The sequence below is a fragment of the Dryocola mayonis genome (genome assembly GCF_051307045.1).
Classification (GTDB): Bacteria; Pseudomonadota; Gammaproteobacteria; order Enterobacterales; family Enterobacteriaceae; genus Dryocola.
This window is the reverse complement of sequence record NZ_CP150452.1, coordinates 2,423,621-2,449,493: the sequence shown is the minus strand read 5'-3', so window position 1 is coordinate 2,449,493 and position 25,873 is coordinate 2,423,621. Positions and strand designations below refer to the sequence as shown.

The 25,873-nt window shown below is 54.5% G+C and carries 18 protein-coding genes and 5 pseudogenes; 16 read left to right on the top strand and 7 right to left on the bottom strand.

Features of this window, described 5'->3' with window-relative positions; all coding sequences use genetic code 11:
- Positions 1 to 2 precede the first annotated feature (2 nt).
- The 12 genes and pseudogenes from WLO32_RS11845 to WLO32_RS11790 all read left to right on the top strand — a co-directional run bounded on the left by WLO32_RS11845 (position 3) and on the right by WLO32_RS11790 (position 13,516).
- Positions 3 to 1,476: pseudogene (locus tag WLO32_RS11845) on the top strand (pyridoxal phosphate-dependent decarboxylase family protein).
- A gap of 606 nt (positions 1,477 to 2,082) precedes the next feature.
- Positions 2,083 to 3,439, top strand: a pseudogene (locus WLO32_RS11840) (MFS transporter).
- 32 nt (positions 3,440 to 3,471) lie between these two features.
- The gene (locus WLO32_RS11835) at positions 3,472 to 4,185 is read left to right on the top strand and encodes a GntR family transcriptional regulator (RefSeq protein ID WP_435945338.1); all 714 of its coding nucleotides are present in this window, start codon (positions 3,472 to 3,474) and stop codon (positions 4,183 to 4,185) included.
- 21 nt (positions 4,186 to 4,206) lie between these two features.
- Positions 4,207 to 6,003, top strand: coding sequence for an alkaline phosphatase family protein (locus WLO32_RS11830; protein ID WP_435945337.1), 1,797 nt, complete (start codon positions 4,207 to 4,209; stop codon positions 6,001 to 6,003).
- Between the two features lie 9 nt (positions 6,004 to 6,012).
- Positions 6,013 to 7,149: a mandelate racemase/muconate lactonizing enzyme family protein gene (locus WLO32_RS11825; protein ID WP_435945336.1), complete on the top strand. Its 1,137-nt coding sequence runs from the start codon at positions 6,013 to 6,015 to the stop codon at positions 7,147 to 7,149.
- Between the two features lie 327 nt (positions 7,150 to 7,476).
- Entirely contained in the window at positions 7,477 to 8,439 is a 963-nt protein-coding gene (locus tag WLO32_RS11820) for a 2-hydroxyacid dehydrogenase (RefSeq protein WP_435945335.1), read from the top strand.
- 8 nt (positions 8,440 to 8,447) lie between these two features.
- Positions 8,448 to 9,333: pseudogene (locus WLO32_RS11815) on the top strand (2-dehydro-3-deoxygalactonokinase).
- Complete coding sequence (locus WLO32_RS11810) at positions 9,317 to 9,955, top strand: 2-dehydro-3-deoxy-6-phosphogalactonate aldolase (RefSeq protein WP_435945334.1); 639 nt, start codon at positions 9,317 to 9,319, stop codon at positions 9,953 to 9,955. Before WLO32_RS11815 ends, WLO32_RS11810 begins: the two are co-directional and overlap by 17 nt.
- A 196-nt stretch (positions 9,956 to 10,151) precedes the next feature.
- Positions 10,152 to 10,901, top strand: a complete 750-nt coding sequence (locus WLO32_RS11805; protein ID WP_435945333.1) for a phage antirepressor KilAC domain-containing protein — start codon at positions 10,152 to 10,154, stop codon at positions 10,899 to 10,901.
- Between the two features lie 317 nt (positions 10,902 to 11,218).
- Positions 11,219 to 12,013, top strand: a complete 795-nt coding sequence (locus WLO32_RS11800) for an OBAP family protein (protein ID WP_435945332.1) — start codon at positions 11,219 to 11,221, stop codon at positions 12,011 to 12,013.
- Between the two features lie 275 nt (positions 12,014 to 12,288).
- Entirely contained in the window at positions 12,289 to 12,927 is a 639-nt protein-coding gene (locus WLO32_RS11795) for an alcohol dehydrogenase catalytic domain-containing protein (protein WP_435945331.1), read from the top strand.
- Positions 12,905 to 13,516 (top strand): zinc-binding dehydrogenase, encoded by a 612-nt coding sequence (locus WLO32_RS11790; RefSeq protein ID WP_435945330.1) that lies wholly within the window; start codon positions 12,905 to 12,907, stop codon positions 13,514 to 13,516. Before WLO32_RS11795 ends, WLO32_RS11790 begins: the two co-directional genes overlap by 23 nt.
- 160 nt (positions 13,517 to 13,676) lie before the next feature.
- Here WLO32_RS11790 and WLO32_RS11785 read toward each other — a convergent pair whose 3' ends face one another.
- The 3 genes and pseudogenes from WLO32_RS11785 to pth all read right to left on the bottom strand — a co-directional run bounded on the left by WLO32_RS11785 (position 13,677) and on the right by pth (position 17,491).
- Positions 13,677 to 15,473, bottom strand: a complete 1,797-nt coding sequence (locus WLO32_RS11785; protein WP_435945329.1) for a thiamine pyrophosphate-requiring protein — start codon at positions 15,471 to 15,473, stop codon at positions 13,677 to 13,679.
- Between the two features lie 200 nt (positions 15,474 to 15,673).
- Positions 15,674 to 16,769: pseudogene (gene ychF / locus WLO32_RS11780) on the bottom strand (redox-regulated ATPase YchF).
- A gap of 137 nt (positions 16,770 to 16,906) precedes the next feature.
- Positions 16,907 to 17,491, bottom strand: a complete 585-nt coding sequence (gene pth / locus WLO32_RS11775) for an aminoacyl-tRNA hydrolase (RefSeq protein ID WP_435945328.1) — start codon at positions 17,489 to 17,491, stop codon at positions 16,907 to 16,909.
- A gap of 275 nt (positions 17,492 to 17,766) precedes the next feature.
- Here pth and ychH point away from each other — a divergent pair, with 275 nt between their 5' ends.
- The gene (gene ychH, locus WLO32_RS11770) at positions 17,767 to 18,045 is read left to right on the top strand and encodes a stress-induced protein YchH (protein WP_435945327.1); all 279 of its coding nucleotides are present in this window, start codon (positions 17,767 to 17,769) and stop codon (positions 18,043 to 18,045) included.
- A gap of 48 nt (positions 18,046 to 18,093) precedes the next feature.
- On the opposite strand, the gene dauA is transcribed toward ychH, so the two are convergent.
- The 4 genes and pseudogenes from dauA to lolB form a co-directional block, all read right to left on the bottom strand.
- The gene (dauA, locus tag WLO32_RS11765) at positions 18,094 to 19,743 is read right to left on the bottom strand and encodes a C4-dicarboxylic acid transporter DauA (protein ID WP_435948291.1); all 1,650 of its coding nucleotides are present in this window, start codon (positions 19,741 to 19,743) and stop codon (positions 18,094 to 18,096) included.
- A gap of 141 nt (positions 19,744 to 19,884) precedes the next feature.
- Positions 19,885 to 20,833, bottom strand: a pseudogene (gene prs / locus WLO32_RS11760) (ribose-phosphate diphosphokinase).
- 130 nt (positions 20,834 to 20,963) lie between these two features.
- Positions 20,964 to 21,830, bottom strand: coding sequence for a 4-(cytidine 5'-diphospho)-2-C-methyl-D-erythritol kinase (gene ispE, locus WLO32_RS11755; RefSeq protein WP_435948290.1), 867 nt, complete (start codon positions 21,828 to 21,830; stop codon positions 20,964 to 20,966).
- A 2-nt stretch (positions 21,831 to 21,832) separates the two neighbouring features.
- The gene (gene lolB, locus WLO32_RS11750; RefSeq protein ID WP_121268905.1) at positions 21,833 to 22,456 is read right to left on the bottom strand and encodes a lipoprotein insertase outer membrane protein LolB; all 624 of its coding nucleotides are present in this window, start codon (positions 22,454 to 22,456) and stop codon (positions 21,833 to 21,835) included.
- A 203-nt stretch (positions 22,457 to 22,659) separates the two neighbouring features.
- Between lolB and hemA the strand changes: the two genes are divergently transcribed.
- Genes hemA through prmC form a run of 3 tightly spaced genes read left to right on the top strand, consistent with a single transcriptional unit; the run spans position 22,660 to position 25,864 of the window.
- Positions 22,660 to 23,916: a glutamyl-tRNA reductase gene (hemA, locus tag WLO32_RS11745; RefSeq protein ID WP_435945326.1), complete on the top strand. Its 1,257-nt coding sequence runs from the start codon at positions 22,660 to 22,662 to the stop codon at positions 23,914 to 23,916.
- Positions 23,917 to 23,951: 35 nt separating this feature from the next.
- Positions 23,952 to 25,034 (top strand): peptide chain release factor 1, encoded by a 1,083-nt coding sequence (gene prfA / locus WLO32_RS11740; protein ID WP_435945325.1) that lies wholly within the window; start codon positions 23,952 to 23,954, stop codon positions 25,032 to 25,034.
- The gene (gene prmC / locus WLO32_RS11735) at positions 25,034 to 25,864 is read left to right on the top strand and encodes a peptide chain release factor N(5)-glutamine methyltransferase (protein ID WP_435945324.1); all 831 of its coding nucleotides are present in this window, start codon (positions 25,034 to 25,036) and stop codon (positions 25,862 to 25,864) included. Before prfA ends, prmC begins: the two co-directional genes overlap by 1 nt.
- Positions 25,865 to 25,873: the final 9 nt, after the last annotated feature.

Here is a 25,873-nt window from a genome sequence, read left to right as displayed (position 1 = left end):
CGATGTCCGAGTTACACCCGATTCTTGCGGCCTCAGCGCAGAGCACCGAGGCCTATCAGCAGGCGATTGCGCAGAGCAGCCAGGCCGTAGTGCAGTGGTTGCAGCAACCTGAGATGTATCAGGGAAAAACCGTTGCCGAACTGCGCGAGCGCATCAGGCTGGATTTTAATCCGCAGGGCCTGGGCAACCAGGCGGCGATTGAACGCGCGATTGAATACTTCTTAAAGGACAGCCTGTCGGTGCATCATCCGCAGTGCGTCGCGCATCTGCACTGTCCGAGCCTGGTGGTAAGCCAGGCCGCTGAGGTGTTGATTAACGCCACCAACCAGAGCATGGACTCCTGGGACCAGAGCCCGTCGGCGACCATCATCGAGATGAAGCTTATCGAATGGCTGCGCGCCCAGGTGGGCTATCAGCCAGGGGACGCGGGCGTATTCACCAGCGGCGGCACCCAGAGCAACCTGATGGGGCTGATGCTGGCGCGCGACGCCTTCTTCGCCCGTCAGGGACACTCTATCCAGCAGGATGGCCTGACAGGTAACCTGAAGAAGATTAAAGTTTTATGTTCTGAAAATGCCCATTTCTCGGTGCAAAAGAACATGGCTTTGCTTGGCCTGGGCTACCAGTCCGTTACGCTGGTGAAAACCGACCGCTTCGCGCGTATGGATCTGGATGATTTAGCACAGAAAGTGGCGCAGGCGCAGGCTAACGACGAGCAGATCCTCGCGATTGTGGCGACCGCAGGCACGACGGACGCGGGCGCCATCGATCCTCTGCGCGCCATTGCTACCCTTGCGGCAGAGCACAATATCTGGGTGCACGTTGATGCGGCATGGGGCGGAGCGTTGCTGCTTTCTGAGAAGTACCGCGACTATCTCGACGGTCTTGAACTGGTGGACTCCATCACGCTGGATTTCCATAAGCAATTCTTCCAGACCATCAGCTGCGGCGCGTTCCTGTTAAAAGAAGCCCGCCATTATGAGCTGATGCGCTATCAGGCGGCCCTACCTGAACTCCGAGTTCGATGAGGCTCAGGGCGTGCCGAACCTGGTGTCTAAATCTTTGCAGACCACGCGCCGCTTTGATGCGTTAAAGCTGTGGATGGGTCTGGAAGCCTTAGGTCAGAAGCAGTATGCCGCCATTATCGACCATGGCGTCACCCTGGCGCAGCAGGTTGCGCAATACGTGGCTGAACAGGACTCGCTTGAGCTTGTGATGCAGCCGCAGCTGGCAAGCGTGCTGTTCCGCTATCGTCCGCAGCAGCTGGCTACCACCGGCGATGCGGCGGTGGCGTTATTAAACCAAAAGATTGGCGATGCCTTGCTGGAGTCCGGACGTGCAAACGTTGGGGTAACCGAGTTTAACGGCGTTACCTGTCTGAAGCTGACGTTGCTAAACCCTACGGTCAGCCTGGAAGATATTAAAGTTCTGCTGGCGCTGGTGGAGAAAACGGCGCAGCCATTGCTGAGCACTTAATCTTTTCTCCTGACATGGAAATATAAAAAGCCGATAACTGAGTTATCGGCTTTTTTTACGCTTTGAAGAAGGGAGGCGGGGCAGACGTTGAGCCTGGGCATACTTTAATAATTTAGAGTGCAGTGATATTTTGCAATTAAATCCGGTACATATTGTTCTTATTTCAGAACAATATGTACCAGATTTAAAACAATATGTCCTCTTATATAAATAAAACACGTACATTAAGTAAGATTACTTGCATTTTTTTTTATTTTAAAAAAGGAAATATTTTTTCTGTTTTTTATTAAAGTGGTATTAATACTAATTGTATATAAATCAATTGATTAATGCATTTTCTTTGTTAAAGAAAAGTGGTTTTCCTGTAAACCCTATGTGATTTGCATCATAAAATCTTTTAAAGGCAATGGACGATGGGCGTTCATTAAAGCTAGTGTATTTGTATTGTATACAATGCGGCGCAAAAATATTTATCCGTAATAAAATATTCAGAAATGAATTTTCATCTATGCGCTTAAGCTAATTCACAGAAATAACTCGGTCGAAATTCATTCTCGCTCGGATATACGTAGCAACTAATATCTTCAACCAGAGAGGTCTGCTGCAATGCAACTGGAAACTTCAGAAACATCCGGCTTGCGCGATAAAGCCAATATGATGAAAAAAACCAACGTGCGTTGGCTGGTGGTTACGATGTTATTTTTTATGACGCTAATCAATTACGCCGACCGTTCCTCAATCTCTCTTGCTGGGGCCGCAGATGGCAAAAGAGCTTGGTCTGAATCCGGTAGATATGGGGATTATCTTCTCCGCTTTTGGCTGGGCGTACGTGATATTTCAGCTGCCCGGTGGCTGGCTCCTGGATAAATTTGGCTCAAAACTGATTTACAGTTTAAGCATCTTTTTTTGGTCGCTGTTTACACTGATGACCGGTCTCGCAGGCTTTGTTACCGGTGCCACAGCAGTCGCTTTTATTTTTGCGATGCGCTTTTTGGTCGGTGCCTCTGAGGCTCCTTCATTTCCTGCTAACAGTCGCATAGTCGCTTCGTGGTTCCCCTCTTCCGAACGCGGAACGGCAGCCGCCATTTTTAACTCGGCACAGTATGGATCTACGGTCTTTTTTGCTCCTCTAATGGGGTGGCTGGCGCATACTTATGGCTGGCATTCGGTATTTACCGTGCTCGGACTGCTGGGGATCGCCTTTTTACCTTTATTTCGCAAAATCGTGAAAAGTCCGAAGATGCATCCGTCAGTGAACGAGGCTGAACTGGAGTATATTGCTGCGGGCGGCGCCCTTGTTAATCTCGACGAGAGAAAAGAGGGTCAGGCAAAAACGGCAGATCCGAAGCTGCATTATCTGACGCAGCTGCTTACCAGCCGCATGATGCTTGGGACCTATCTGGCACAATATTGTCTGAACGCCATTGGCTTTTTCTTTATTACCTGGTTCCCGATTTATCTGGTCGAGGAAAAGAATATGTCGATTATGAAAGCGGGTATGGTCGCTGCCATTCCGGCAATCTGTGGATTCCTGGGCGGTTTAATCGGCGGCTTCTTTTCTGACTTCTTGATCCGCAAAGGCATCTCTGTGTCGGTGGCGCGTAAAATTCCGATTATCGGCGGTATGACGCTCTGCTGCGTGATGGTGCTCTGTAACTATACCAACTCGGAAGCGGCGGTGATTGCCATCATGGCACTGTCGTTTTTGGGCAAAGGCATTGGCGGCATGGGCTGGACTATTAATACCGATACCGCGCCGAAAGAAATTGCAGGACTCTCTGGCAGCATGTTGAATACCTTTAGTAATGCTTCCAGTATCACCACGCCGATTATTACCGGCTATATTCTGAGTATCACCGGTTCCTTTAATGGCGTGCTGTGGTTTGTTATCGCGCATGCGGTAATGGTTATTTTTCTCTATTTATTTATGGTCGGAAAAATTCAACGTTTTGTCCTTAAATAAGCAACTTCATACTTCAAGGTTGGAAATGCATTATGGTAACCATCGACGCGTCAGAAATAAAAAAATCATTGAGCCTGGTCGCCTATGACGAAATAAAAAGCATGATCCTTAATTTAACCCTGAAACCGGGTAGCTCGCTGACGGAAATGTGGTTAATTGACCGGCTGCAAATGAGTCGTACCCCGATTCGCGAGGCGCTTTACCGTCTGCAGCAGGAACATTTTGTCGAACTGGCGCCAAGAAAGGGTTGGTTTGTCAGTGAAATAAAATTGCGTGATATTCAGGAGCTATTTGTCATTCGCGAGGCGCTTGAGGGTATTTCTGCGCGCCATGCGGCGGTACGTATCAGTGATGAAGAGTTACAAAAAATGGAGAACTATCTGGATTCGTTGGAAAGTTTGTTGGAAGAAAATGAAGAGGCGGTCGACGATCCGGGTGACTCGATACATAGCCTTATATTTCGCTTTTCCAGCAATGCACTGATTAATGAAGTGATGAGTATTCACCTTGAACGTTTACAGATGTTCCACCTTATAACCAGCAGTTTGCCCGGCCGGAAATATCAGTCATGGCGCGAACACAAGGAAATATTTTTTGCGCTCAAAGCAAGGGATGGTGAACTCGCAGAAGAGTTGATGCGCAAGCATATCAGAAGCAGCCTGGATAGTCTGTTACAAAGCTTAATTGAAAATAAAGTTGATTATCAGAAAGTTATCAATCTCCCTCACGCAGTGATGGATAAATGAAATTTCATGAGGAATCCTGGAATGCGTAAAGTTATTGTTTTTGGCGTGGACGGCTTATCAATGCCATTGTTAAAACGCTATGTACAAAATGGCGATCTTCCCCATATTGCGCGGATGCTGGACCGTGGCGCCGCCACTGAGCTATTGCCGTTTATCTCGGCGTGGGGAGATATTAACTGGGTGACGTTTCTCAGCGGCCAGGCGGTAGGCACCTCATGGCTGGGGCAGGGAATGCCGCCGGACAATGTACGCACCGGTAATTTGCTCGAACAGATGAGTAAACACAGTTTACGCGCCTCGCTGGTGCATTTCCCTGAGAGTGTTGTAGCCGATAAAGAACATTTCAGTTTCGCCCCTTACTGGGGCAGAAGTGCAGCCTGGCCTGGCGAAATCTTTAAACCTATGGGTCATACCACTCGTTATAGTGCCCGTACCGGCAATAAACGGATCAAGCAGCAAAAATTGGGCTGGCCACCCACGTCCGCACTTGCCTATCACGATAAAGGGGCGTGGCAACCCTTAACGCGGCTGCAGGAAGGTTATCAGATAACCATGAACGGCAATAACGGTGAAACGCTTAGCGCAACTCTGGTCAACCAACACGGGAAACCCATGATACAACTGGCAGGGCAGCTGGTTCAGCTTGAGGTGGGTAAATGGAGCGACTGGATCTCTTTGCAGAATGCCGATATTGCGGGCAGCGTACGTTTCTTTATCGGCAGCTTTAACCCGGAAGCTGATGAAGTGGAAATCCTTCAAAGTCAGGTAACCGACTGTCAACGCCTGGCGGAGGACCAGCAGCTCGCCAGCAGCCTCTTAAAGGCTTACGGTCCGTTTTATAGTAAATGGGTGGTTAAAGCATCACCGCAGGAGGATTATCCTCAAGCAACGTTTCAGGAAGCGGAAGAGCAGTCACTGTGGCTGGCGGAAAGCGCATTAGAGCTGACTCAGCGAAAAAATTTCGCGCTGTGGGCGACCGTGCATCGTCTGGTGGATGAATCCCATCATAACTGCCTTGGTCAGTGCGACCCCGCTTCGCCATTCTATGATGCATCGCAGGCCGAAAGGTATGACGACGTCATGCGCGACTGCTACCAGGTGCTGGATCGCACTATGGGCAAATTAATGCAGGAGATGGACGACGATACGGTGCTGATGCTGGCCTCTGACCACGGCGCCGTGCCCAATGCTTATATGTGCGATATCTATCGCTACCTTGCTAAGCAACGGCTGGTTACGCTGGATGCCCAGGGTCTACCCGATATGTCACGCAGCCAGGTATATCTAAAAGATGAGCGCGGCGGTCTGGAGATCTTCGTCAACCTCGCCGGGCGAGAAGCCGCTGGCATCGTCAGCGCACAGGAATACGATGCGGTATGCGCCCGTACATTACTGGCTCTCGGTAGCTGGCAGGTGGAAGAGAACGGCGTGGCGCGCAATGCGGTCAGTCTGGCGCTACTGAAAGCGGATGCGGTCGGCATTGGTTTTTGGGGTGAATGCGCAGGCGATATTATCTTTGCCTATAACTCAGGTTTTGTCTGGGGTGTCAGCCAGGGCGGAGAAGATATTTGTCCGGTAGAAATGCCTGGCGCCAATCACGGTCCGCAAAAACCCACGGCCGAAACAACAATGTCCAATAATTATGGTGCGTTGCTGATGTATGGCACGGGCGTGCGTCAGGGATATTATCGAGATCGCCAGAAACTCGGCCCTTACCATATGACCGATCCGGCAGCGACAATTGCCCATTTACTCGAATTACCGCTGGATACCCTGGATGGCCGCGTAATGCACGATCTGATTTTGCCAAACAGCTAAGGGGATACTATGAAAATTACTGGCGTAACCACACATTTACTGACGGCAAAATTAAGCGAACCCTTTTCTTACTCGCGCGCGCGTTACGATACCCGTACCGCGATGCTGGTGGAAGTTGAAACTGACGAGGGTATTAGCGGTTGGGGGGAGTGTTATGGTCCGGCGCGCATAACCAAAGCGGTCGTCGATGAACTGGGCAGTATGATTATTGGCAGTGATGCGCTCAACAGCGAATTTATCTGGCAGGATCTGTATGCACGCCTGCGCGACCATGGCCAGAAAGGGCTGTTAATCGAAGGGTTAAGCGGTATCGATATTGCCTTATGGGATATTCGGGGTAAATATTTTGGCGTTCCGGCTTACCGGTTATTGGGCGGGCAGATGCGCAATGAGGTACAGGCCTATGCCACAGGCCTTTATCGTCGCGACAATGGTGATGCGGCGCAATATCTGGCGGAAGAGGCTGCCTGCTACGTCGAGCAGGGCTTCAAAGCCATGAAGCTGAAAGTGGGCTTCGGTGTCAATGAAGATTATGACCTTACCCGAATCATTCGTGACGCTATTGGTGACGATATTATGCTGATGGTGGATGCCAACCATGCCTATGACGCGGTTGCGGCAATTAAGCTGGCGCATAAAATTGAACATCTCGATATCGCCTGGTTCGAGGAGCCGGTGCCGCCAGAAGATCTTGATGGTTATCTTCGGGTTAAGGCCGCCACTTGCATTCCGCTGGCAGGTGGGGAATGTGAATTTACGCGCTACGGTTTTAAAAACGTTCTTGGCGCAGGTGCGATGGATATTATTCAGCCGGATATCTGCGCTGCGGGTGGCCTGACGGAATGTAAAAAGATATCGGATATGGCGCAGGCATTTGGCATACGTACCAACCCGCATGTCTGGGGCAGCGGCATCGGTATCGCCGCCTCACTGCAATGGATGGCGCTGGTGCCAACCCATACGCCGATATCATTGTCACCCACTCAGCCACTGCTGGAGTTCGATCAGACTGAACACCCGATTCGTCAGGCGATTCTGGAAACCCCGATCGTGCATCATAATGGTGTGGTTCAGATTCCGACGGCGCCAGGATTAGGTATCGAAATTAATCGTGACGCTTTAGCATTTTTTAAAAATAATATTTAACGCTCTCTGTCGCCACCGAAAAGGTGGCGAATGAAAATATTAATGAGAAGGAAATTAACCCTAAATCATCTTTGGCAAAGCGAATTTTTCTGTTGGTTTTTTTTAAAAATTGTAAGCGTGCTTTTTTACCCGGGTTTTCACTATTCCGGAATTTCTGACGGCAGATGCTGCGCCTGTATAATTTTCTGCTAATTTACTACTCCGATAAACAGAGAACTTCCGTCGGTTTTTATGGTGTGATTACCCAGGGTACCTGCTTGTTATAATTTTTTTGCGCGCTTGCTAAATTTAGCTCAATAAAATTACCTTCGCGATGAGGCGGTTAATATGAGTGAAATTATGTTATTGGTAGTGCCGGATAATCTTCCACCTTATCTTCTGCACCAGGTGAATAATTATTTTAACGCCGTTAGCTTATCTGATGTAATAAATGACGAGCAATGGTTTAAGCAGCAGGGGAGAAAAGTTAGCGCTATTCTCACTAATGGTATTGTAGGTGCCAGCGGTGATTTAATTAACCGTATGCCCGGGCTCAAAATTATTGCCAGTAACGGGGTCGGATATGATGCTATTGATCTCGTCACGGCGCAGCAGCGTAATATTGTCGTCACTAATACTCCGGAGGTGCTTAATGACTGTGTCGCCGATCATGCCATGGCTTTGTTATTGGATATCTCACGTCGCCTGAGCGAGTCGGATCGCTATCTGCGTAGCGGAAAATGGTTGACGCAGGGCAAGTTTCCTGCCGGGAAAAAGGTTAGTGGTAAAGCGTGCGCCATTGCTGGTCTCGGCAATATTGGCCGTGCCGTCGCCCGCCGCGCTGAGGCTTTTGGTATGCAGATCCATTATTTCAATCGTACGGCCAGGCAAGATGTTCCTTATACCTTTCATGCCGATCTGGTTTCGCTGGCTCAGGCCGCGGACTATTTGGTAGTGACGCTTCCCGGCGGCGCGGCTACCCGCCATTTGATTAACCGGCAGGTGCTGGATGCACTTGGACCAGATGGCTATGTCATTAATGTATCACGCGGCACTCTCCTTGATGAAAGTGCGTTGGTTTCTGCTTTGTTGGATAACAGAATTGCCGGAGCGGCACTGGACGTATTTGAACATGAACCGCAAGTACGCGATGAACTGATAGCGGCGGAAAATGTGGTATTGACACCACATATCGCCAGCGCCACTCAAGAAACATCAAAAGCAATGGCGGATCTGGTAATTGAAAATTTACTGGCGTTCAGCCGCGGCCAACCGGTTTTAACGCCGGTTAATTTCTTCGTGCAGGAGTAAAAATCGTTATGAGTGACGATTATATTGCCTTCGACTGGGGATCCACTCATTTACGCGCCTGGCGCTTTCAGCAGGGACAGTGTATTGACAGTTGCAAAATGGAAGCAGGCATTACTCGCCTGGCAGGGCCGTCATCCGCGCGATATCTTTCAGGCCATCATCGCACGCTGGCAGGCCCAGCAGGTGCCAGTGATTATGGCGGGTATGGTGGGAAGTAATGCAGGTTGGCGCAACGTGCCTTATCTCCCTTGCCCGCTGGAGCTGAACCAGTTGGCCAGGCATCTGACCCCCATTGAGAATTTGGCCTGGATCGTGCCGGGTGTCAGCATTAACGATGAAAGCGGCGTGAATATCATGCGTGGTGAGGAGACGCAGCTGTCAGGCGCCTGGCAACTGCGTCCCTCTTCGCTGTACATACTCCCGGGCACCCACTGCAAATGGGTGCAGGTAGAACAGGGCAGGTTGCTGCGTTTTAAAACCGTCATTGCTGGCGAAATGCATCACCTGCTGCTTAACCATTCGCTAATTGGTGCCGGTTTACCACCGCAGATCGCCGACCGACAGGCGTTTATTGCAGGGTTAGAATGCGGTCTGCAGGAAGGTGATATTTTGCCGCTGCTGTTTGAAGTACGCGCTGCACATATTCTGGGTCGGCTGGCGCAGGAATCGGTAAGTGAACAGCTATCAGGGTTGTTAATCGGCGCAGAAGTAGCACAAATGTGCCGTGTGTACGGCTCGTTGACCGGGCAATGTGTGACTATTGTCGGCAGTCCGCAGCTGTCGGCGCGCTATCAGTCGGCGCTGGCCCTGATCGGCATTACGGCGGAAATTGTGGCGGGTGATACCGCTTTTCAACAGGGGATCAGGAGCATAGTAAATGAACTGGCAAATTGATATTCCATTGATCGCTATACTTCGTGGGATCCAGCCAGAAGAGACGTTGGAGCACGTCGCTATATTACTGGAGAATGGTTTTACGGCGGTTGAGATCCCCACCAACTCGCCACGCTGGCAGGAGAGCATCACCAGTATGGTAACGCAGTTTGGCGATCGCGGCCTGTTTGGTGCTGGAACGGTATTGCACCCGCAGCAGGTAGATACCCTGGCGGCGCTCGGTGGACGCTTGCTGGTGACGCCAAACGCTAATCCGGCGGTGATCCGGCGTGGCGTAGAGCAAGGCATGATGGTATGCGCCGGCTGTGCTACGGCGACTGAAGCCTTTATTGCACTGGAGGCTGGTGCACAAATACTGAAAATCTTCCCTTCGGCCAGCTTCGGCCCCGATTATATTAAAGCGTTGAAGGCGGTGCTGTCGCCGGAAATACCGGTGCTGGCGGTAGGGGGCGTGACGCCCGAAAATCTTGGCAGCTGGCTCCAGGCCGGTTGTGCTGGCGCTGGACTGGGCGGCGATTTGTATCGCGCGGGTCAAATGGTGACGCGCACTCGCAGCCGGGCGCATGACTTTGTTAAGGCTTATCAGCACTTCAGGGCACAGCTTCCTGAGGATCGGAAATAGCATGCCGCTGTTGCCTTATCGCCGGATCATTCGTCGTGCCGGAGCAGCCCTGCGCCTGCGCCAGATGGCGTAAAAGAGAATAAAAATAAGTATCTCAAAGAGTTGCTATTGCTCAAAAAAAATACTGGATATTTAACCAGGCATTTGTATACTATTTCGGTAAGTTATTCGTTAATAGTACTGGTTAGGGGGAAGTATGGTGATTCCATTGGAAAGTTTCAGTTCGCACGATCGGTCTCCCATCATGAGCAGTCGTGAAATCGCAAGGCTTACGGGCATCGCTCATAAAGAAGTGAAGCGCATGGTCAAAAGCCTGGAAACGGCGCAGCGTCTGTCGCAGTCGGTTACCACTAGCCAGTATGAGCAGGAAGGCGAGGTTCGGCAGGAGTTTTTGCTTAACAAGCGGGACTCACTGCTGACCGTTGCCAGCGTATCGCCGGGCTTTACGGTAGAAGTGCTGGATCGCTGGCAGGAGCGTGAAAAGAGCGTCAGCCTGCCGGATTTTACCAATCCTGCCGTCGCGGCGCACGCCTGGGCCGAACAGTATGAAAAGCGCCAGCGGGCGGAGGAGCAGCTTGCTCTTATCGCCCCAAAGGCAGAGTTTTTTGACTGGTACGTTAAGGTCAATGATTCGCTGGGCTTCCGCCAGCTTTGCAAAATGCTGAAGGTGAAAGAGCCCGAATTCCGGCAGTTTTTGCTGGAGCGCAACATCATGACCCGCGCAAGCGGCGTGCTGATGCCTTCGCAATCTTATGTTCAGGCGGGCTATTTCACCGTGCATAGCGGTACCGGCGAGAACAAGCATACCTGGGCCCAGGCGCGCTTTACCGCGCGCGGCGTCAAGTGGATCGCAGGCCTTTGGGCAACGCATCTCTCCACGCGGCCGGTAGAGGTACGTCCTCCCGAGCGCGCTGAGAACTACGCCGCAGGCCCTGGCTGGTTTTAACCTGTTATCGTCGCAATATACTGCGCCATTCAGGGCTGGGGCGCACCGGGCAAAGGAACGCCCGGTTTGTTGGCGATTAAGGCATTCGTGTCCCGACACCATGATGCTGAGAAAAAATTCACGCAGGCGTACGATGTTCAGGGATGCTTTCAAAGTTCATATCCCAGGCGTCTTGTTGCAGTTCTGAAGTCATTCGCATTGCAATAGGTGTATTTAGAGGGATAGTGGTTTGAACAAACCACACAGAGTAAGACTTCGGCTGCCGAATCTCCATGAATGTACTACGTTCAGTAGGGTTGCTTTGACGTGGAGAGCAAATGAAACCATTATCGCTTTTAATCTTAACAAGCCTGACATTGTCGGGCTGCGGCGCGAATAACACTTCCCCGAAAGTGCCGGTTCCCGGCGAAAAAACCTCGGCCCAAATGCGAACGCTTGAAACCGGCGCGCAGCTCATCCAGTCCCGCCCGCCCGTTGACGCCATAAGCGCGTATCTTGACGGATTTCATTTTTATAACGGTGATAAAAATGGCCAGATGGAAGCCCATCACTACGTGACGGTACTTAATGACGATGTCATGCAGGCGGTGATTTACGACAGCAACACAAAAGACGCCCGGCTGATGGGCGTTGAATACATCATTAGCGAACGTCTGTTTAAAACGCTGCCGCCGCAGGAGAAAAAACTTTGGCACAGCCATCAGTATGAGGTGATGTCCGGAAGTCTCATCGCCCCCGGCTTGCCCGCGGTGGCCGACAAAGCGCTGATGAGCAAGATTGTTAATACCTATGGAAAAACCTGGCATACCTGGCATACCGATCGCGATAAGTCTCTGCCGCTCGGCATTCCGGCGTTGATGATGGGTTTTACCGGTGAAGGACAGCTTGATCCGGCTCTGCTGGCAGACAGAGATCGCCGCTTTGGGGTGAATACGAAGGCCGTCAAACGCGAGCGCGAAGATTTGGTGGCGCATCCTGTTGCCGAAGGTGCCGACGCGTGGCGGCGAGGCGAGGTTATTCAGCTCAGGCGGGAGTATGGCTCTGGTGAGCATGCTCAAGGCGAAACCGCGCATTTCGGAACATCGGAGCAAAACAGAAAAGCACATGAATAATTTCTGGGAAAATCATTACCGCTCACCGTATCAAATTGATGAACAGTAGTTTGGTACGGGATGATATATTTTAGTCGGGCCGCTTAATTGAGGCCTGATATGGACACCTTCCCTTACATCTTCTCACCGCCGAAAGCTACCTGGATGGTGACCGTCGCCCGCGGCTTATCCGATCGCTGACTATACTTTTTCCTCCCTGCGTTATTACCGGCTGTCATAGCGGGCATTAACAGCCAGCTATAAGGCCTTTTCTGTTACTGAAAAGAGGAGACAGTATGAAAGCTCTCGTCTGGCACGCTATTGGCGATATCCGTCTTGATGAGGTCGCCGAGCCGCAGATTGAACAACCCACCGATGCGGTTATTCGGCTTACCGCCTCAGCGATTTGCGGTACCGATCTTCATTTTATTCGCGGCACCTTCAGCGATATGAAAGAGGGCACTATTCTCGGCCATGAAGGGGTCGGCATTATTGAGCAACTGGGCGATCGGGTGCGGAATTTCGATATCGGCGATAGGGTGGTGGTCTGCTCTACGCTCTCCTGCGGCTACTGTCCACCCTGCCGCAGCGGCAATACCGCGCAGTGCGATAATGCCAACCCGAACGGCCCGCAGGCCGGCACCTGCTTTTTTGGCGGTCCGCAAGCTACCGGTCCGATCAACGGGCTGCAGGCGGAAAAAGCGCGTATCCCCTTCGCCGCTAATACTCTGGTAAAGGTGCCGGAGGGCGTCAGCGATGAACAGGCGATTCTAATCAGCGATATTTTCCCCACCGGCTGGTTTGGCGCGGAAATGGCGGAAATCAAACGCGGCGACACCGTAGCGGTGTTCGGTTGCGGGCCCGGTCGGTCAGTTTACTATCGCCAGCGCGCTGTTAATGGGAGCCGGTCGGGTGATCGCGGTCGACCCACATGAAGATCGGCTGGCAATGGCCCGTCGTCAGGGAGCCTTCACCGTCAATTTTGAAAAAGAAGATCCGCTGGAAACCATCAAATTACTTACCGGCGGCACCGGCGTCGATATCGCCATTGACGCCGTGGGCGTTGACAGCCAGCACGCCCACCATGGCCCGGCGGCGCAACAGGCCGAACAGAAAAAGGAGCAATACCGCAAGGAAGTACAGGAAGTAGCGCCGGAAAATGCTGAGCATCAACATGCGCACAACGGAAACTGGATACCGGGCGACGCCCCGACTCAGGCGCTGGAATGGGCGATACAGGCGCTGAAAAAAGCTGGCACGTTGAGTATTATCGGAGTTTATCCTCCCGCCGCCCGAACTTTCCCCATCGGTATGGCGATGAATAAAAACCTCACCATGAAGATGGGCAATTGCAACCATCACACCGTTATCCCGCATCTGCTGGAACTGGTGCGCATGGGCACAATCGACCCGACTCAGGTACTGACCCAGGTGGAGCCGTTATCCGATGTGGTCTCCGCCTACGAAAGCTTTGATAAGCGCCAGCCGGGATGGATCAAAACCGAGCTGTTGCCGTCGCAATAATAAAGCGTCATACGGGGCTGGAGGTTTATAGCGCCCGGCCTTAAACCTTATGTTTACTTCCTTCATCGCCCGTTAATCATTATGTTAACGGGCGTTTTATTTCTCTGGTTTTGCCCTGACGATCGAAGCGTTGCCTGGCTATGCCCGAGCGCGCATGCCGTTATGATTTTTTACCCGGCAATATCTCATTCATGATCTGGCTGGCGGTGTCGGCGAAAATTTTCCCGGCGGAGCGGTCCCCTTTAGCCATCGAGGCCATAAAGGCTTTCGCCTGTTTCAGGGTGATATGCGGCGGCAGCGGCGCGACTTCCGGATCGGTTTTTACTTCCAGCACTACCGGGCGGTCGGCCGTTAACGCTTCTTGCCAGGCGCTCTGCAGCTTCTCCGGGTCGTCAACGAAAATACCTTTCAGCCCCAGCGATTGCGCGAACCGGGCATAGCTGACGTCGGGAATGTCCTGGGTCGTCCCAAACCGAGGATTGCCTTCCATCACCCGCTGCTCCCAGGTGACCTGGTTAAGATCCTCGTTATTGAATACGCACACGATCAGGCGCGGATCGCTCCAGCCCTGCCAGTATTTCTGAATGGTGATCAGCTCGGCCATATTGTTCATCTGCATCGCTCCGTCTCCCACCAGCGCCACCACCGTTTTTTGCGGATAGGCGAATTTGGCGGCGATGGCGTAAGGCACCGCCGCGCCCATGCAGGCAAGGCCGCCGGAAAGGGAGGCGCGCTGTCCCTGTTTCACCTTATAGTCACGGGCGAACCAGTTGGCGCAGGAGCCGGAATCGGAGGTAACGATAGCGTCTTCCGGCAGCAGCGGCGACATTTCCCATACCACCCGCTGGGGATTGACCGGGTTGGCCGCGGCCATCGCCCGCTCTTCCAGCGTCTGCCACCACTCTTTCACGCCCAGGGCAATCTCTTCCTGCCAGCTACGATCGGTTTTGTGCTGCAGCAGCGGCAGCAGGGCGCGCAGGGTTTCCGCCGCGTCCCCGTGCAGATTGACTTCCACCGGATAGCGCAGCCCAAGCATCGCCGGGTCGATATCCACCTGCACGGCGCGCGCCTGACCCTCTTGCGGCAGGAATTCCGTCCACGGAAAGCCGGTGCCGATCATCAGCAGGGTATCGCAGTTCATCATCATGTCATAAGACGGTTTGGTGCCCAGCAGGCCAATCGAGCCGGTAATAAAAGGCGCGTCATCCGGCAGCACATCTTTGCCCAGCAGCGCCTTCGCCACTCCCGCGCCAAGAACGTTGGCCAGCTGCACCACTTCCAGCGCGGCGCTGCGCGCCCCGGCGCCTACCAGAATCGCTACCTTTTTCCCGCCGTTAAGGACGTCCGCCGCCCGTTGAAGATCCGCTTTATAAGGTATGATTTTTGGCTTCTGGTATCCCGTTCCCGAATGGGTGAAGCCGTGGGTATGCGGCGGCGCCTGCCAGGGTTCGTCCTGGATGTCCTTCGGCAACACCAGTACCGTCACGCCGTTTTGCGCTACGGCGATACGCACGCCGCGATCCACCAGATGCCGCAGCTGGCCGGGAGAGGCCACCTCCTGCACAAAGTTCGCCACGTCCGCAAAAATACGGTCGAGGTTTAATTCCTGCTGGTAGCTCGCTCCGCGCGCCGTGACTTCCGCCTGGCCGGCTATCGCCAGCACCGGGGAGTGATCAAGCTTAGCGTCATACAGGCCGGTCAGCAGGTGGGTGGCGCCGGGGCCGCCAGTAGAGAGGCATACCCCCAGCTCGCCGGTGAATTTGGCATGACCCGCGGCCATAAACGCCGCCATCTCTTCATGACGCACCTGAATAAACTCGATGCCTTCGCCCGCTTTATTCGCGCGTTGTAGGGCACCGAGCACACCGTTGATGCCATCACCGGGATAGCCATAGATGCGGGTGACGCCCCAGGCTTTCAGTCGTTCAATGAAAAAGTCGCTGGTCATTTTTGTCATCGTTTTCCCCTAACCGAAAAAAGTAAGCCGTCGTTAAGGATAGTTCGCAATTAACAGGTTATGCGGAGAAAGCCGTCAGGAAGGTTTACAGGGAGGGAACAGAAAGGCTATGAAAAGAAAAATCCACGCGGGCGCGTGGATTTTACTGGCTTTGCGATCTTCATGAGATGGGCTGACACCTCATGAGAAAAAAATGGCTATTAGACGTTGAACAGGAAGTTCATCACATCGCCATCTTTCACGATGTAGTCTTTGCCTTCCGCACGCATTTTGCCCGCTTCTTTCGCGCCTTGCTCACCTTTGTAGGTGATGAAGTCTTCATAGGCGATGGTTTGCGCGCGGATAAAGCCTTTCTCGAAGTCGGTGTGGATTTTACCTGCCGCCTGCGGAGCGGTGGCACCGACTGGAATGGTCCATGCGCGCACTTCTTTTACGCCGGCGGTGAAGTAGGTTTGCAGGTTCAGCAGCTCGTAGCCGGCGCGAATAACGCGGTTAAGGCCCGGCTCTTCCAGACCCAGCTCCGCCATGAATTCGTCACGGTCGGCGTCGTCGAGTTCAGCAATATCAGATTCAACGGCCGCGCAAACGGCAACCACCACGGAACCTTCGCCAGCGGCGATTTCGCGCACTTTATCGAGGTACGGGTTGTTCTCGAAGCCGTCTTCGTTGACGTTTGCGATATACATGGTTGGTTTCAGCGTCAGGAAGCTCAGGTACTTGATAGCGGCCTTGTCTTCATCGGTCAGGGTTTTCAGCGCGCGCAGCATGCCCGCGTTCTCAAGCTGCGGCAGGCATTTTTCCAGCGCGGGCCAGTTCAGCTTTCGCGTCTTTATCTCCGCCTTTGGCTTTCTTCTGCACGCGGTGAATGGCGCGTTCGCAGGTGTCCAGATCGGAGAGCGCAAGCTCGGTGTTGATAACGTCGATATCGTCAGCCGGATCCACTTTGTTGTTCACGTGGATGATATTGTCGTTCTCAAAGCAACGCACCACGTGGCCGATAGCTTCGGTTTCGCGGATGTTGGTCAGGAACTGGTTACCCAGGCCTTCGCCTTTGGACGCGCCTTTAACCAAGCCCGCGATATCCACGAATTCCATGGTCGTTGGCAAAATTCGCTGAGGTTTTACGATTTCGGCAAGCTTATCCAGACGTGGGTCCGGCATTGGCACGACGCCGGTGTTCGGCTCGATGGTACAGAACGGGAAGTTTGCAGCTTCGATTCCCGCTTTGGTGAGCGCGTTGAACAGGGTGGATTTACCGACGTTCGGCAAGCCGACGATACCGCATTTGAATCCCATGGTTTAAATCACCTTAATTGCTTGATAATCAAAGAGTTAACCTTAACTCAATGAAAAAATGTAGATAACTTTGCCTATTATACACGTAAACCGTTTATAAGGGGCGGGGAAATAGGCCCGCACGCCCCCTGCGGGCGCTACTGCGCCTTAAAAGCGTGCAGACGATTAGTCGCCTTCGTCAGTCCTTCTTTCAGCCAGACCTCGGTGCAGCGCGCCGCTTCGTCCACCGCTTCATCAATCAGCTTTTGTTCGCTGAGCGGCGGCTTGCCAAGCACAAAGCCCACAACTTTGTTTTTATCGCCCGGATGGCCGATGCCGACGCGTAAGCGGTGAAAGTTAGGGTTATTGCCCAGCTTGTTAATAATATCCTTCAGGCCGTTGTGTCCGCCGTGGCCGCCGCCGAGCTTAAACTTCGCCACGCCCGGAGGCAGATCCAGCTCATCGTGGGCAACGAGGATTTCGTCCGGCGCGATGCGGAAGAAGGTGGCCATGGCGCTTACCGCCTTGCCGCTCAGGTTCATAAACGTGGTCGGCACCAGCAGGCGGACATCCTCACCGGCAAGATTAATGCGCGCGGTATAGCCGAAGAATTTCGCTTCTTCTTTTAACGACTGGTTATGGCGTTCGGCCAGCAAATCCACATACCAGGCACCGGCGTTATGACGGGTTGCCGCATATTCCGCACCCGGGTTGGCCAGGCCGACGATTAATTTAATACTCACGTTTTATTTCCTGAAAGCAGACTCAAGCCGCGTAGTTTACTGTGCCGCCGGCGCGATGACAAAGCGCAATGCGGCGCTAGCCGAACTATTGAATAGTTCAATCTGTGAACCATTAGAATTTCATGGTATTCAGCAGCTTATTTGTAAATTTTTGTCATAGTTTCATGCGTAATTGTGATCGCTGGCGCACATGAAGCCAAAGGGTGGTGTCTATACTTTACACACAAGGAGAGGGGATATTCCCCGCCGACCCAGGAAACATCCGGAGGTGACAGATGAAACGCAAAAACGCTTCGTTACTCGGTAATATTCTTATGGGGGTGGGATTGATAGTTATGGTGGTTGGCGTGGGTTATTCCATTTTAAACCAGCTGCCTCAGTTCAATTTACCTCAGTTTTTTGCTCACGGCGCCGTGCTCAGTATTTTCGTTGGGGCCGTGCTGTGGCTTGCCGGAGCGCGCGTAGGCGGACGCGAGCAGGTCTGCGACCGCTACTGGTGGGTACGCCACTATGACAAGCGTTGTCGCCGCAACGAACATCATCACCACGGTTAACCAGCCGGCAGATTTGAAAAGCTCCGCCAGATGCGGAGCTTTTTTGTTTTAGCCTGCCAGCGCCGCCTGTACGTCAGGGAAGAAGGCAAGACGCCCGGGTATCGGCTTCACGCCGGCGCGGGCAAACGTTCTGAGCGGCTGAAACTCCAGGTTGGTTACGCGCAGCTCGCAGCCCTCCGGCATTTTTTCCACAAAGCGTTGAAACGCATCAAGCCCGCCGGCGTCCAGCACCGGAACGGCATCCCATTGCAGAATAATAATGCGGTGTTGCTCTATGCGCTGTTGCAGGTCGGTAAACAGTCCTTCCGCCGCGGCAAAAAACAGCGGGCCCGTGACGCGCAGCGCCAGCACCTCTTCCGGCGCGGCGATATTCAGCGGCGCCAGCCTGGTCATTCTTGCTATGCGACGCATAAACAGCAGCGAAGCCAGCACAATCCCCACGCTAATGGCGATCACCATATCGAACAGCACGGTCAGCGACATGCAAATCAGCATCACGATGATGTCATCTTTCGGCGCGCGCCTGAGCAGGTTGATAACTTTGTGCGCCTCGCTCATGTTCCAGGCGACCATAAGCAGCAGCGCGGCCATGGCGGAAAGCGGCAGCCAGGAGAGCAGAGGAGCCAGCACCAGCAGCGCCATAATCACCAGCAGCGAATGGATGATGGCCGCCACCGGGGAAGTTGCGCCGGCCCGAACGTTCGCCGCCGAGCGGGCGATGGCCGCCGTGGCGGTAATGCCCCCAAAGAATGGCGCGATGATATTGCCCAGCCCCTGGCCGATAAGCTCGCTGTTGGCGTTGTGTTTAGTGCCGGTCATACCGTCAAGGACTACGGCGCACAGCAGCGACTCAATGGCGCCAAGCATCGCCATAGAAAACGCGGCGGGCAAAAGGGCGGTCAGCGAATCCCAGCTCAGGATAAAGTTTGACGCCGGGATATTCCACGGCAGCATCAGCTGGGGCAGAAGCTGAGGGATGCCGTTGCCCTGCGTGCCGTCAGCCAGCACATAGTGGAAGCGGGAACCGATGGTCGCCACGTCGCCGCCGGCTAAATGTACGAGGCCCATGACGGCGCAGCCTGCCAGCAGCGCAGGCAAATGCCCCGGCAGACGAATGCCCAGACGCGGCCAGAGAATCAATACGGCGAGCGTAACTACGCCAATCGCGGCATCGCCAAAATTAAGGGTCGGCATGGCCATCGCCAGCGCGGCGACCTTATTCAGGTAGTGCTCCGGCACGGTTGCCAGCGTCAGGCCAAAGAAATCCTTCACCTGCATGGTGGCGATGGTAATGCCGATCCCCGAGGTGAAGCCGAGCGTCACGGACAGCGGGATATATTCGATTAAGCGGCCAAAACGCGCCAGGCCAAACAAAATAAGAAACAGCCCGGACATCAAAGTGGCGATCAGCAGGCCCGCCAGGCCAAACTGCTGGGCCACGGGGTACAGGATCACCACAAAAGCGGCGGTTGGTCCGGAAACGCTGTAGCGCGAGCCGCCGCTCAGGGCGATCGCTATGCCTGCGACGGCGGCGGTGTAGAGCCCGTATTGCGGCGCAACGCCGCTGCCGATAGCCAGAGCCATCGCCAGCGGAATGGCGATAATCCCGACGGTAATACCAGCAATAGCATCGCGGGTAAAACGAGAAAGGGTGTACTTTTCGCGCCAGCAGGCGTCTATCAGGGCACGAAAAGGCATAACAGGAGAAGATACGTTTTTCACATTGATTCCATCCGTGAGCGCATCATCTGTCATTAATGGCAGGTGAAGGAGGCCATGCTGAAAATAGGGTCTGAAAACGAAAAAACCCGCCGTAGCGGGTCTTTAATGCGCATTCAATTAATGTTCGAACATCGCAGAGATTGATTCTTCATTGCTGATACGGCGAATTGCTTCGGCCAGCATGCCGGACAGCGTCAGGGTACGGACGTTCGGCAACGCTTTAATTTCATCAGACAGCGGGATGGTATCGCAAACAATCACTTCGTCAATAACCGAGTTACGCAGGTTGTGAACCGCGTTGCCGGAGAAGATCGGGTGGGTTGCATAGGCGAATACACGTTTAGCGCCGCGTTCTTTCAGCGCTTCCGCAGCTTTACACAGGGTGCCGCCGGTATCGATCATATCGTCAACCAGCACGCAGTCACGGGCCGCTTACATCGCCGATGATGTGCATAACCTGGGAAACGTTAGCGCGCGGGCGACGTTTGTCGATGATAGCCATATCGGTGTCGTTCAGCAGCTTGGCGATAGCACGGGCACGCACTACGCCGCCGATGTCCGGAGAAACCACGATTGGGTTTTCCAGGCCGATTTGCAGCATGTCTTCCAGCAGGATTGGGCTGCCGAAGACGTTGTCTACCGGGACGTCGAAGAAGCCCTGGATCTGTTCTGCGTGCAGGTCCACGGTGAGAACGCGGTCAACCCCAACGCTTGAGAGGAAGTCAGCAACAACTTTCGCGGTGATCGGCACGCGGGCGGAACGCACGCGACGGTCCTGACGAGCATAGCCAAAGTAGGGGATAACAGCGGTAATACGACCTGCAGAAGCGCGGCGCAGGGCGTCGACCATAACAACGAGTTCCATCAGGTTGTCATTGGTTGGTGCACAGGTGGACTGGATGATGAAAATATCGCCACCGCGTACATTTTCGTTGATTTGTACGCTTACTTCACCGTCGCTAAAACGACCGACGGCGGCGTCACCAAGAGAGGTGTACAGGCGGTTGGCAATACGTTGTGCTAGTTCCGGGGTGGCGTTACCAGCAAAAAGCTTCATATCAGGCACGAGAAAAACCTCAGGCATGCGTCCAGTGGCGGATGGCTGCTACCGCAACAGTGCGGAAGGCGGGTGGGGCAACACCCATCCAGGCGGTGTATAAAGAGCTTGATGCAACGTCTGAAACAAGGTGACGTTGTCACCAATACTCAGCTTGCCCGGATATGGCCTGATGCAGCGGGGAGAGATTAACGCCTCGCGCAACAAACCCGTGCAGCCATTCCGGGGCTTGCTCAAGCACCTGGCGGGCTTCGGACTCGGTGTTGAATTCAGCAAACACGCAAGCGCCGGTGCCAGTCAGGCGCGACGGCGCGTATTCTAACAGCCAGGAAAGCAGCTCATCAACCTTACGAAAACGTTTTCTTGCGATAACCTCACAATCATTCCTAAATTCACAATCCAGTAACGTCTGAATTGTGCGAGGCGGAGTATTTCTCGGCAGCTCGGGATCTTTAAAAATAACCGGCGTCGGAATGCTCACGCCCGGATGCGCGACCAGGTACCATTTTTCTTCCGGTTTCGCAGGCGTGAGAATCTCCCCCACGCCTTCGGCAAAGGCGGCGTGACCGCGAACAAAAACAGGCACGTCCGCGCCCAGCGCTATGCCCAGCGCAGCGAGTTGGTCTTCGCTAAGGCCGGTTCGCCACAGATGGTTTAACGCCACCAGCACCGTCGCCGCGTTGGAAGAGCCGCCGCCCAGCCCGCCGCCCATCGGCAAGCGTTTCTCAACGGCCAGATCCGCGCCCGCGCCCGCGGGCAGCGTGCCCAGCCGCTGAGCTTCGGCCATCAGCAAACGCGCGGCCCGGACTATCAGATTTTCTTCTTGCGCGACGCCCTCAACGGGCGTCAGAAGCTGAAGCACGCCGTCCCGGCGCGGTTCGATAGCAATGGTGTCGCCATAATCAAGGAACTGAAACAGCGTCTGCAGAGTATGGTAGCCGTCTGCCCGACGGCCGGTGATATACAAAAAAAGATTCAGTTTTGCCGGAGATGGCCAGCGGGTAATCATTATTTAACGATCCAGTTATCCATTTTCAGCTTGATGCGCTGGTCGCCTTCGCGCAGCTCCATATTCGACGGCAGAGCGGGCTGTACCTTGTCGTTATAGTCGCTGTACACCACTTTCCAGGTTTTGCCGTTCTGGGTGTAGTTCACCTCGCTCAGGCGATACTGGCTGTCGAGCTTATAGTCGGTTGCCTCGCCCGGCAGGCCGAGAATCCACTGGCGCAGGCTGTTTAACGGAATCGGCATGCCTGTCAGACGGCCCACCATATCTTCGGCGTCCTGCGCTTCGTAGCGTTTGCCGTTGCGGTCAACCAGCTGCACTTTGCCCGGCTGCGCATTGAGCTCAAGCTCGGTGCTGCCAAGCGGGTTGGTCAACAATAAACGATAGCGGTCCGGCGCGGTTTGCTGCCAGTTAAAGCGCGCGTATACCTTCTGGCTATCGGAAAGATAAGCGAAAGCACCACGCGTCTGATACTGGGTGATTTTTTGCACCTGCTGCTGGTGTTGCAGCCACTGGGGCGAATCCGGACTTTTGCCAGGACCGGTCGGTTGGTTGACGGCGCAGCCGGCCAGAACCAGGCTTGCAAGGGGCAGAAGGCGCATCAGACGGGCTTTAGGCATAATCATAGCGGCAGTAAATCCTTAGCAATCTTTATTGTAGTTAACCGTTCATGCTAGCGGTGCGTTGGCGGATCGTCTACGGTCAAGTTATCTTAAATCATAAATTAACCTGCTACTCCGCAAGGGGGGCTCTCTTTTATTGACCGCCCGCATCCTGTATGATGCGCCAAGTCAATTCTTATCAACATCGGTATTATTCAGACCGCTCAATGACCCTGTTAGCGCTAGGCATCAACCATAAAACGGCTCCGGTATCGCTGCGAGAACGCGTAACGTTTTCGCCGGACACGCTCGACCAGGCTTTGGGCAGCCTGCTGCAACAGCCGATGGTGCAGGGCGGCGTGGTGCTTTCTACGTGCAACCGCACCGAGCTGTACCTGAGCGTTGAAGAGCAGGATAACCTGCACGAAAGGCTGGTGCGCTGGCTGTGCGATTACCACAACCTTAACGAAGAGGAAGTGCGTAATAGCCTGTACTGGCATCATGACAACGACGCCGTCAGCCACCTGATGCGCGTCGCCAGCGGTCTGGACTCGCTGGTGCTCGGCGAGCCGCAAATTTTAGGGCAGGTGAAAAAAGCCTTTGCCGATTCCCAGAAGGGCCATTCGCTCTCCAGCGAGCTGGAGCGCATGTTCCAGAAGTCCTTCTCCGTCGCTAAACGCGTCCGCACCGAGACGGACATCGGCGCCAGCGCCGTGTCGGTAGCTTTTGCCGCCTGCACGCTGGCTCGCCAGATCTTCGAATCCCTTTCTACCGTGACGGTTCTGCTCGTCGGCGCGGGCGAAACCATTGAGCTGGTTGCTCGCCACCTGCGCGAACACAGCGTGCAGAAAATGCTGATTGCTAACCGTACCCGCGAGCGGGCGCAGACGCTGGCTGACGAAGTGGGCGCGGAAGTCATCGGCCTTGGCGATATCGACGAGCGCCTGAAAGATGCCGATATTATTATCAGCTCCACGGCCAGCCCGCTGCCGATTATCGGCAAAGGGATGGTGGAGCGCGCCCTGAAAGCGCGTCGTAACCAGCCTATGCTGCTGGTGGATATCGCCGTTCCGCGCGATGTGGAGCCGGAAGTCGGTAAGCTTGCCAACGCCTACCTTTACAGCGTGGACGACCTGCACGCCATCATTCAGAACAACCTCGCGCAGCGCAAAGCCGCCGCGGCGGAGGCTGAAACCATAGTCGCGCAGGAATGCAGCGAATTTATGGCCTGGATGCGCGCCCAAAGCGCAACCGAAACCATCCGCGACTATCGCAGCCAGGCGGAGCTTATTCGCGATGACCTGGCGGGCAAAGCGCTCGCCGCCCTGGCTCAGGGCGCTGACGCCGAAACCGTTCTTCAGGATCTGGCCTGGAAATTAACCAACCGCCTGATCCATGCACCAACCAAATCGCTTACGCAGGCTGCCCGTGACGGGGATGAAGAACGCCTGCAGATTCTGCGCAACAGCCTCGGGCTGGATTAGCACAACAACTCTTATTACAAGGTGATACCCCACCAATGAAGCCTTCTATTGTTGCCAAACTGGAAGCCCTGCAGGAGCGCCATGAAGAAGTTCAGGCCCTGCTTGGCGACGCAGCCACCATCGCCGATCAGGATCGTTTCCGCGCGCTTTCCCGCGAATACGCTCAGCTGAGCGATGTCTCACGCTGCTTCCTGCAATGGCGTCAGGTTCAGGAAGATATTGAAACCGCACAGAGCATGCTCGACGACCCGGAAATGCGTGAAATGGCGCAGGAAGAGTTGAATCAGGCAAAAAGCGACAGCGAAGAGCTGGAGCAGCAGCTGCAGGTTCTGCTGCTGCCTAAAGATCCGGACGACGAACGCAACGCCTTCGTGGAAGTGCGCGCAGGCACCGGCGGCGATGAAGCGGCGCTGTTTGCCGGCGATTTGTTCCGCATGTACAGCCGCTACGCCGAATCCCGCCGCTGGAAAGTGGAAATCATAAGCGCCAACGAAGGTGAGCATGGCGGCTACAAAGAGGTGATCGCCAAAATCAGCGGCGACGGCGTTTATGGCCGTCTGAAATTTGAGTCCGGCGGCCATCGCGTGCAGCGCGTGCCGGCGACCGAGTCACAGGGGCGCATTCATACCTCTGCCTGTACCGTCGCGGTGATGCCGGAAATTCCGGAAGCGGAACTGCCGGATATCAACCCGGCCGATTTGCGTATCGACACCTTCCGCTCCTCCGGCGCGGGCGGCCAGCACGTCAACACCACCGACTCGGCGATCCGTATCACCCACTTGCCAACCGGCATCGTGGTGGAGTGCCAGGACGAGCGTTCACAGCATAAAAACAAAGCGAAGGCGCTGTCCGTGCTGGGCTCCCGTATTCGCGCGGCCGAAATGGCGAAGCGCCAGCAGGAAGAGGCATCTACCCGCCGCAACCTGTTAGGCAGCGGCGAGCGCTCGGACCGCAACCGTACCTACAACTTCCCGCAGGGCCGCGTCACGGATCACCGCATCAACATCACCCTGTATCGTCTGGACGAAGTGATGGAAGGCAAAATCGATGCGCTGATCGAGCCTATCGTGCAGGAATACCAGGCCGACCAGCTGGCGGCGCTGTCCGAGCAGGACTAATGGATTTTCAGCACTGGTTACGGCAGGCGATAGCCCGGCTGCAGCACGGCGAAAGCCCGCGTCGCGACGCGGAGATCCTGCTGGGGTTTGTCACCGGCAAGGCGCGAACTTTTATCCTCGCGTTTGGCGAAACCGAGCTTACGGCGCCGCAGCTGCAGCAGGCTGAGGCGCTGCTGGCTCGCCGCGTGCGCGGTGAGCCTGTCGCCCATCTTGTCGGCGAGCGCGAGTTCTGGTCGCTGCCGCTGCGCGTCTCTGCGGCAACTCTTATTCCGCGTCCCGATACCGAATGCCTGGTAGAGCAGGCGCTGGCGCGCATGCCTGCCGAACCCTGCTCCGTGCTCGATTTAGGCACCGGCACCGGAGCCATTGCGCTGGCCATCGCCAGCGAACGCCCGGACTGTGAAATTACCGCGCTGGATCTTATCCCCGCAGCCGTAGAGCTTGCCCGCAGCAATGCCGACCGACTTGGCATTACCAATGTTAAGGTCTTGCAAAGCGACTGGTTTAGTGCGCTCAATAGCCAGCGTTTTTCCATTATTGTCAGCAATCCGCCCTATATCGATCGCGACGATCCGCATCTGGCGCAGGGGGACGTGCGTTTTGAACCGCGCAGCGCGCTGGTTGCCGACAATCTTGGACTGGCGGATATACACAGGCTGATTGAAAACGCGGGGCGGTTTCTCGAACCCGGCGGCTGGCTGCTTTTAGAGCACGGCTGGCAGCAGGCGCGGCAGGTGCAGCAGCTGTTCACCGCGGCCGGTTTTGTTGAGGTTCAGACCTGTCAGGACTACGGCGGCAACGATCGCCTGACCATAGGACGTTACTTCTGACCATAAGGA

Excerpts from the sequence above, each read along its gene's own strand:
- WLO32_RS11820 (WP_435945335.1), top strand. The coding sequence starts at position 7,477 with ATGAGTGAAATTATGTTATTGGTAGTGCCGGATAATCTTCCACCTTAT.
- WLO32_RS11825 (WP_435945336.1), top strand. The coding sequence starts at position 6,013 with ATGAAAATTACTGGCGTAACCACACATTTACTGACGGCAAAATTAAGC.
- hemA (WP_435945326.1), top strand. The coding sequence starts at position 22,660 with ATGACCCTGTTAGCGCTAGGCATCAACCATAAAACGGCTCCGGTATCG.
- lolB (WP_121268905.1), bottom strand. The coding sequence starts at position 22,456 with ATGATTATGCCTAAAGCCCGTCTGATGCGCCTTCTGCCCCTTGCAAGC.
- prfA (WP_435945325.1), top strand. The coding sequence starts at position 23,952 with ATGAAGCCTTCTATTGTTGCCAAACTGGAAGCCCTGCAGGAGCGCCAT.
- ychH (WP_435945327.1), top strand. The coding sequence starts at position 17,767 with ATGAAACGCAAAAACGCTTCGTTACTCGGTAATATTCTTATGGGGGTG.
- WLO32_RS11830 (WP_435945337.1), top strand. The coding sequence starts at position 4,207 with ATGCGTAAAGTTATTGTTTTTGGCGTGGACGGCTTATCAATGCCATTG.
- prmC (WP_435945324.1), top strand. The coding sequence starts at position 25,034 with ATGGATTTTCAGCACTGGTTACGGCAGGCGATAGCCCGGCTGCAGCAC.
- WLO32_RS11800 (WP_435945332.1), top strand. The coding sequence starts at position 11,219 with ATGAAACCATTATCGCTTTTAATCTTAACAAGCCTGACATTGTCGGGC.
- WLO32_RS11805 (WP_435945333.1), top strand. The coding sequence starts at position 10,152 with ATGGTGATTCCATTGGAAAGTTTCAGTTCGCACGATCGGTCTCCCATC.
- WLO32_RS11835 (WP_435945338.1), top strand. The coding sequence starts at position 3,472 with ATGGTAACCATCGACGCGTCAGAAATAAAAAAATCATTGAGCCTGGTC.
- WLO32_RS11795 (WP_435945331.1), top strand. The coding sequence starts at position 12,289 with ATGAAAGCTCTCGTCTGGCACGCTATTGGCGATATCCGTCTTGATGAG.
- WLO32_RS11785 (WP_435945329.1), bottom strand. The coding sequence starts at position 15,473 with ATGACAAAAATGACCAGCGACTTTTTCATTGAACGACTGAAAGCCTGG.
- dauA (WP_435948291.1), bottom strand. The coding sequence starts at position 19,743 with ATGCCTTTTCGTGCCCTGATAGACGCCTGCTGGCGCGAAAAGTACACC.
- WLO32_RS11810 (WP_435945334.1), top strand. The coding sequence starts at position 9,317 with ATGAACTGGCAAATTGATATTCCATTGATCGCTATACTTCGTGGGATC.